General features: G+C 61.7%; 4 protein-coding genes and 1 pseudogene. 2 read left to right on the forward strand and 3 right to left on the reverse strand.

The window, feature by feature from the left end; translation table 11 throughout:
- Positions 1-267: 267 nt before the first annotated feature.
- Positions 268-1,395: a glutamine-hydrolyzing carbamoyl-phosphate synthase small subunit gene (gene carA, locus Q0K00_RS10760; protein ID WP_297229396.1), complete on the reverse strand. Its 1,128-nt coding sequence runs from the start codon at positions 1,393-1,395 to the stop codon at positions 268-270.
- Between the two features lie 3 nt (positions 1,396-1,398).
- The gene (carB, locus tag Q0K00_RS10765) at positions 1,399-4,641 is read right to left on the reverse strand and encodes a carbamoyl-phosphate synthase large subunit (protein ID WP_297229399.1); all 3,243 of its coding nucleotides are present in this window, start codon (positions 4,639-4,641) and stop codon (positions 1,399-1,401) included.
- A gap of 281 nt (positions 4,642-4,922) precedes the next feature.
- Here carB and pyk point away from each other — a divergent pair, with 281 nt between their 5' ends.
- Complete coding sequence (pyk, locus tag Q0K00_RS10770; RefSeq protein ID WP_297229401.1) at positions 4,923-6,341, forward strand: pyruvate kinase; 1,419 nt, start codon at positions 4,923-4,925, stop codon at positions 6,339-6,341.
- Between the two features lie 2 nt (positions 6,342-6,343).
- Entirely contained in the window at positions 6,344-7,378 is a 1,035-nt protein-coding gene (locus Q0K00_RS10775; RefSeq protein ID WP_297229403.1) for an HD domain-containing phosphohydrolase, read from the forward strand.
- A 92-nt stretch (positions 7,379-7,470) separates the two neighbouring features.
- On the opposite strand, the pseudogene Q0K00_RS10780 reads toward Q0K00_RS10775, so the two are convergent.
- Positions 7,471-7,608 (reverse strand): annotated as a pseudogene (locus Q0K00_RS10780) (IS5/IS1182 family transposase); the annotation flags it as partial.

Consider the following 7,608-nt stretch of genomic DNA (forward strand, 5'->3'; position numbering starts at 1 on the left):
CCGTGTGTTCGGTTGCGGGTAGTCGCTCTCGCGACTACCAGAGCAATCCACATTTTCAATGTGGAATTGCTCTAACCTGTTTGACGAGCTGCTTCCATTTTCAAGTGTGCGAAACTTTCTGTACGTTATCCTTCTGCGCTATTCCTCGTTTTCGCCGCGACCGCCGTGACCCGGGGACATGCTTTCCGGCGACGATACGAAAAGGGGGAAGCCCGGCGGCTTCCCCCTGTATGGTCGTCAACGACATGGGCACGGGCTGACCCGCGCTCACGCCACCGCATCGCGCGTCATCTCGAAGAAGCGCGTGAAGAGGTAGCGCCCGTCGTGAGGCCCGGCGGCGGCTTCAGGATGATACTGCACGCTCATGACCGGCAGGGTCTTATGACGCAAGCCTTCCAGCGTCTGGTCATTGAGGTTGATGTGCGTGGCTTCCACATCGTCCAGACCGTCAAGCACCACATGGAAGCCGTGGTTCTGCGAAGAGATCTCGATGCGGCCGGTGGTCAGGTCCTTCACCGGATGATTGCAGCCATGATGGCCGAACTTGAGCTTGCCCGTGGTGCCGCCCAGGGCATGGCCGATGAGCTGATGACCGAGGCAGATGCCCGTCACCGGGAAGTGCTTGATGAGCTCGCGGATATTCTCGATCTCCGCCGTCAGGGTCGCCGGGTCGCCGGGCCCGTTGGACAGGAAGATGCCCTTGGCCCCGCTGGCTTTGGCCTGCTCCGCCGTGAAGGAGGGCGGCACCGCCAGCACCTCGAAGCCCACTTCGGCCAGCAGGCGGAGGATGTTCCACTTCACGCCGAAGTCATAGACCAGCAGCGGCAGGCCCGTTCCCTTCCAGGCATAGGCGCCGCGCACGTCGAAACTCACTTCCTCCATGCGGTCATTTTCGAGGATATAAGGCTTTCTGGCGCAGACATAGGGCACGAGGTTCTGCCCCTGCATGGGCGGCAGGGCCGCAGCCTTGGCCTGCAGGGACGCCGCGTCAAGATCGCGCGTGGAGATGATGCCGCGCATGGCGCCGTTGAGCCGCAGGTGGCGGGTCAGCGCGCGCGTGTCGATGCCTTCCATGCCCGGCACGCCCCATTGCTTGAGGAAGTCGGGCAGGGACTTGGTGGCGCGCCAGTTGGAAGGCTGCTTGCAGCACTCCTTGACCAGCAGGGCCCGCATGTGGATGCGCGGGGATTCCATATCCCGGGCATTGATGCCGTAATTGCCGATGAGCGGATAGGTCATGCAGACCATCTGCCCGTAATAGGAAGGATCGGTAAGGACTTCCTGATAACCGGTCATGCCGGTGTTGAAGATCACTTCCCCGCCGGTCTCAAAGTCGCCGGTGAAGGATCTGCCTTGCAGACAAAAGCCGTCTTCGAGCACAAGTAATGCTTTCATTTCCTAACTCCGGGCGTCGCGGGCGTAATATTCCTGAAGGCTTGCCACATGGATGCCGTCGCTCCGCTTGCCGATGGCCGTGGCAGTGGCCTTGGCACCGGCCACCGTGGTGCAGTAGGGCACGCCGTAGGTGACTGCCGCGTGACGGATGGACTTGGAATCACGCGCCGTGTTCTTGCCGGAAGCCGTATTGACCACCAGGGCGATCTCATTGTTGACGATGCGGTCGACGATATGCGGACGGCCTTCGTACACCTTGCGGACTTCCTCCACTTCCAGCCCGTGTTCACGCAGCAGTTTGGCCGTGCCGCGCGTGGCCAGCAGATGGAAGCCCAGTTCAGCGAACATGGCCGCCACTTCGGGCAGCAGGGGCTTGTCACGATCATTGACCGACAGGAAGACATTGCCACCCTGCGGCAGGGACTGGCCCGCGCCGAGCTGGCTTTTCATGAAGGCATCGGGGAAGTTGTCGCCCATGCCCATGACCTCACCGGTGGAGTGCATCTCCGGCCCGAGGATGATGTCCACCCCGGGGAAACGCTGGAAGGGCAGCACGGCCTCCTTGACGCAGGTAAAGCCGCCGCGGCGCATACTCCACGGATCAAGCTCCTCCAGCGTCTTGCCCAGCATGACCTGTGTGGCCAGATAGGGCAGCGGCACGCCGGTGGCCTTGGACACGAAGGGAGCCGTGCGCGAGGCGCGGGGGTTCACTTCCAGGATGTAGACATCGTCGCCCTTGATGGCGAACTGGATGTTCATGAGGCCCACGACCTTGAGCTCGCGGGCCAGCGCTTCGGCCTGCGCCGCGATGAGGGCCACATGATCATAGGAGAGCGAGAAGGGCGGCAGCACGCAGGCCGAGTCCCCGGAATGGATGCCCGCTTCCTCGATATGTTCCATAATGCCCGCCACGTACACGTCGCTGCCGTCGGAAAGGGCGTCCACATCCACTTCCACGGCGTGCTCAAGGAATTTGTCGATGAGGATGGGGTGTTCCGGCTTTTCGGGGACCTGGGCGGCAAAGTATTCGCTCAGTTCTTCCTTGTCGTACACCACGGCCATGGCCCGGCCGCCCAGCACATAGCTGGGCCGCACCACCACGGGATAGGTGATGCGTTCGGCCACTTCCAGCGCTTCATCAAGGCTCATGGCCGTACCGTTCGGGGGCTGGAGCAGGCCCAGCTTCTCGATGAGGGCCTGGAAGCGTTCCCGGTCCTCGGCGCGGTCGATGGCGTCGGGCGACGTGCCGAGGATGGGCACTCCGGCGCGCATGAGCGGCACGGCCAGATTGAGCGGCGTCTGCCCGCCGAACTGGACGATGACGCCCTCGGGCTTTTCCTTTTCGATGATGTTCATCACATCTTCAAAGGTCAGCGGCTCGAAATAGAGGCGGTCGGAAGTATCGTAGTCCGTGGAGACGGTCTCGGGGTTGGAGTTGACCATGATGGCCATGACGCCCGCGTCCCGCAAGGCATAGGAGGCATGGCAGCAGCAATAGTCGAATTCGATGCCCTGTCCGATGCGGTTGGGACCGCCCCCAAGGATGATGACCTTGCGGCAGTCGCGGGCGTCCACCTCTTCGCCGCGCTCATAGGTGGAGTAGTAGTAGGGCGTATAGGCCTCGAATTCCGCGGCGCAGGTATCCACCAGATAGAAGGTGGGCACGATGTCCATTTCCTTGCGCAGGCGGCGGATATCCGATTCCGGACGTTTCCACATCTCGGCAAGCTGCCGGTCGGAGAAGCCGTATTCCTTGGCCTCGCGCAGCAGGGGAGCCAGATCGGGATTGGCCGGGGTCATGTCGTTGGCCAGACCGAAATCGCGGATGCGGTTCTCCATATCCACGATGTCGCGCACCTGCCGGATGAACCAAGGATCGATGGCTGAGGCTTCGTAGATGTCTTCCTCGCTGATGCCGGCCAGCAGGGCCCGCCGCAGGTCGAAGATACGACGGGAATGGGGCTTGCGCAGACCGGCAAGGATGGCATCTCGGTCCGGCAGATCGGCGCGGAAGTTATAGCCCAGGCCGGGCGCACCGATCTCCATGGAGCGCAGGCCCTTCTGGAGGGCCTCCTTGAAGGTGCGTCCGATGCTCATGGCCTCGCCCACGCTCTTCATGGAAGTGGTCAGCTCGTCCTTGGCGCCGGGGAACTTCTCGAAGGTGAAGCGGGGGATCTTCACCACGCAGTAGTCGATGGCCGGCTCAAAACTGGCCGCCGTCTCGCGGGTGATGTCGTTGCGCAGTTCGTCCAGCGTATACCCCACGGCCAGCTTGGCCGCGATCTTGGCGATGGGGAAGCCCGTCGCCTTGGAGGCCAGCGCCGAGGAGCGCGAGACGCGCGGGTTCATCTCGATGACCACCATGTCGCCGTTGCGCGGATTGATGCCGAACTGCACGTTGCTGCCGCCGGTCTCCACGCCGATCTCCCGCATGATGGCCAGGGAGGCGTCGCGCATCTTCTGGTATTCGTCATCGGTGAGGGTCTGGGCGGGAGCCACGGTGATGGAGTCGCCGGTATGCACGCCCATGGGATCGAGGTTCTCGATGGAGCAGACGATGACGCAGTTGTCATTGCGGTCCCGCATGACTTCCATCTCGTACTCTTTCCAGCCGAGCACGCTCTGCTCGATCATGACCTCGGACGTGGGGCTGGCCGCCAGACCGCGCCCGGCCACTTCCTCGAGGTCGGCCATGTTATAGGCCACGCCGCCGCCGGTGCCGCCGAGGGTGAACGCCGGACGCACGATGAGCGGGAAGGGGAGCACATCGCCCAGCCGCCGCACGTCGTTCATGTTGCGGGCGATGCCGCTGGCAGGCACGGTCAGGCCGATGTTCTCCATGGCCTGTCGGAAAAGTTCGCGGCTTTCGGCCTTTTCGATGACATCGGCCTTGGCGCCGATGAGCTCCACGCCGTACTCCGCCAAAACGCCGCTCCGGGCAAGCCCGAGAGCGGCGTTGAGAGCCGTCTGGCCGCCGAGCGTGGGCAAAAGGGCATCCGGCCGTTCCTTGCGGATGATGGCCGCCAGCGTATGCTGTTCGATAGGTTCGACATAGGTGGCGTCGGCCATGTTCGGATCGGTCATGATGGTGGCCGGATTGGAATTGACCAGCACCACCTGGTAGCCTTCCTCTTTCAGAGCCTTGACGGCCTGCGATCCCGAATAGTCGAACTCGCAGCCCTGACCGATGATGATCGGCCCGGCCCCGATGACCATGATCTTGTGTAGATCCGTGCGTTTGGGCATTGGATTTTCCTATGGGTTGGACGTCCGGCAGGGGGGATCCCCCGGCCTTCACCGAACAGCTTGCGCCGTCAACCGCTCCGGCAGGCAAGTTTCATCCGGTCAAAACGATTTTTTCTATCCACTTCCCGGAATTTCGTCAAGCGGCGGCCCATCCGTTCCGTCGGCCTCCGCTCCGGGTCGAAAGGGAAGGGCGCTTACCGTCGGCCGCCTTGACATCATGAGCAAAAGCCAAGATAGTTCTGTCAACATTTTTGTGGGCCCGAGAGGGCCGGGGAGGCAGAGTGAGGACAAAAATCGTAGCGACCATCGGTCCGGCATCCAACACACGGGAGCGGCTGCGAGAACTGGCGCAAGCCGGAGTAAGCATCTTTCGCCTCAATTTTTCCCACGGCGGTGCTGCCGACTTTGTGGACATCATCGGTCATATCCGGGCCATCGAGGCGGAACTGAACCTCCCCCTCACCATCATGCAGGATCTTTCCGGCCCCAAGATCCGGCTGGGCGTCATCAGGGAAAAGACCATACAGGTCAGCAAGGGCATGTGCCTGCTGCTCGGGCCGACGGAACGGTACACCAGCGAGTTGCCCTATCTCCCCTTTGACCACGAGATCATCCTGCAAAGTCTCGACAAGGGGGATCGGCTGGTGCTGGCCGACGGCGGCCTGCAATTCGTGGTGGAGGAACGCCGTGCGGACGGTCTGGTGCTGCTGGCGGCGGAAAACAGCGGCATCGTCACCTCCCGCAAGGGGCTTGCCCTGCCCGGCAAGGCAACACGGGTCCGTGCCCTGACCGACAAGGACAAGCGAGACCTCAATGATGGTCTGAAGCTGGGCGTGGATGCCGTCGCCATCTCGTATGTGCAGACGGCGGACGACGTGCTCGAGGCCAAGGAGATCATCGCCGCTTCCGGGCGAAACATCCCGGTGGTGGTCAAGCTGGAACGGCAGGGCGCTGTGGAGAATCTGGACGCCATCCTTGCCGCGACAGACGCCGTCATGGTGGCTCGCGGCGACCTTGGCGTGGAGTGTCCGCTGCCGCAGCTGCCCGCATTGCAAAAGCATATCATCGCTGCTTGCAACCGCCTTTCCAAGCCCGTCATCGTGGCCACGCAGATGCTGCTTTCCATGGTCAACAGCCCCGCGCCCACCCGCGCCGAGACCACGGACGTGGCCAATGCCGTCCTGGATGGGGCGGATTGCGTCATGCTGTCGGAAGAGACGGCCATGGGCAACTTTCCCGTGGAAACCGTGCGCTACATGCGCCGCATCACCGACGAGGCCGAAAAGCTCCTGCTCGAAGACCGCCGTGCCGAATCCCCGGATACGGCAACAGACATCTCGAGCTTTCTGGCCTATTCGGCCTGTCTGCTTGCCCAGAGAGCTTCGGCTCAGGCCATCGTGGCCCACAGCATCAGCGGCGCTTCGGCACGCCTCATTGCCGCACACCGCCCCGCACAGCCCGTCTATGCGCTGACGCCCGACCCGGTGACCTTCAAGGCGCTCAACTTTTCCTGGGGCGTCCACCCCGTCCTCGTCAGCCAGCCCGATGCGGAAACAAGTCATCTGCGGCGTGCACAGCAGTTCATCTGCGACAATGAGGCCATCACCCCCGGACAGTGCGCCGTCATTACGGCGGGGCAGCGTACCGGCTCTGCATCAACCCCGCGCGGAACAAACCTTGTCAAAATTTACTGGAAGTAGTTATGGCTGCCCAAAAACGCGACGTTCCCCAGAATATCAATGAAGAATACTACCAGATCAGCAGCGAGATCCTGTCCAGCTTTCCCAAGTATCGCCCGCCGGTCGATCTGTTTTCCTTCCGTGAAGACATCTGCGTGCTTGCGCCGTACTGCCGCAAGGGCGACCGCCTGAGCAACGCCCAGGTGGAAGAGGTGGCCCAGCTATGCGCCGACGGCTCGCTGTTCGTGTCCCGCTCGGACCACCCCATCTACTCGCGCCATATCGTCAAGCAGCTTGACCTCGTGCTGCAGGACCGCAACCTCAAGGAAGCGGAGATCGTGGACATCTGCATCCGCGCCCTGGTCATGCGCTATTCGGAGTTTTACGCGCAGCCGGTCAAATTGCTTTTTGATCCGCTGTACCGTGACCTCATGGTCGTCACCGAATACATCTTTGAGGACAAGCACCGCATCGCCGGCTTTGTACGCCGCCTCTTCCGCGTGCATGAGCCTGCCCGGCACGCCCTCAACTGCCTGAACGTGGGCCTCTGGCTCTGGATGCAAAGCGTCAGCGAGATGCGCCGCAAGGATCTGGATAAAGTGGCGCTGGCCCTGCTGCTGCATGATATCGGCATGAGCAAGGTGCCGGCCTTTGTGGTCAACAAAAAAGGCCCCCTCAAGCAGGAAGAACGGGACAAGGTCGTCCAGCACCCTATCCTTGGCGTCAAGATCATGCAGAAAGTGGACATCTCCTTTGAAGAGCTGATCCGCGCCTGCTTCGAGCATCATGAACGCCTCGACAGCAGCGGCTACCCCCAGCATGAACCCGGCAGCCGCATCAGCCGGATCGGTCGCCTGACCGCCGTGGTGGACTCCTTCTCGGCTATGATCATGGACAAGCCTTACGGCGAAAAACATGAACCGGCCGAGGCCGCGCGCGAACTGGCGCAGGACAACCGCTACGAGCCTGATTTCACCAAACCGCTCATGGCGGCCTTTGCCGCTCAGACCTTTGGACAGCTCATCGATATGGACGGCAACCTGGAAGTCCCGGAATAAAGACTCCTGACAGCAGAAAGCAATGGGCCCCCGCTACCTTACGGTACGGGGGCTTTTTTATATGAGAGAAAACCTTCCACTAGATAGTGTCGTCAAATCATGTTTGCCCACAAAGATATGCATCTAATTTGAACGACGGCAAGAAAAGAGGCACATCTTTTGGCATACCGTGTGGCAATTCCTCGCCAGCGCTTGAGATGGAGAAAAGCATTCTCGACAAGATGCCTGAC

The sequence above is a fragment of the uncultured Desulfovibrio sp. genome (assembly GCF_944327235.1).
In the GTDB taxonomy this organism is placed as follows: Bacteria; Desulfobacterota; Desulfovibrionia; order Desulfovibrionales; family Desulfovibrionaceae; genus Desulfovibrio.